Source organism: Paenibacillus sinopodophylli (assembly GCF_005930355.1).
GTDB lineage: Bacteria > Bacillota > Bacilli > Paenibacillales > Paenibacillaceae > Pristimantibacillus > Pristimantibacillus sinopodophylli.
This window is the reverse complement of sequence record NZ_VDBO01000075.1, coordinates 1-320: the sequence shown is the minus strand read 5'-3', so window position 1 is coordinate 320 and position 320 is coordinate 1. Positions and strand designations below refer to the sequence as shown.

General features: G+C 49.4%; 1 protein-coding gene. It reads left to right on the top strand.

Going from position 1 to position 320, the window contains the following annotated elements:
- Positions 1–320: hypothetical protein (locus FGT79_RS31525; RefSeq protein WP_171056549.1), on the top strand; the 320-nt coding region annotated here is incomplete at both ends.

The window sequence follows — 320 nt, the reverse complement described above, 5'->3', positions numbered from 1 at the left end:
GTTCTCGGTCCCACCTATCAATGCAGCTACTCGGGTGGCCATGATGTAGAAGTGGGCGGTTACTCCGATACGTGGACACAAACGTCAACCTTCGATTACATGAAGATTGTCAAAGCGCAAGTGTGGAAGCTGAATAGATCCAAGGTAAATGGCATGACCGAGCTGCTCGAAACCGATGAGGTATCGGCTACGATTACGCAAGGAAGTCCTAACGTATTCAGTAACATTGCTAAAGCGAACACGAGTGCGGCCGGTCGATTAAGATATTCCAATGAGGCGGATCAACACGACCATGTCGTATGGCTGGAAGGCGATTCAGA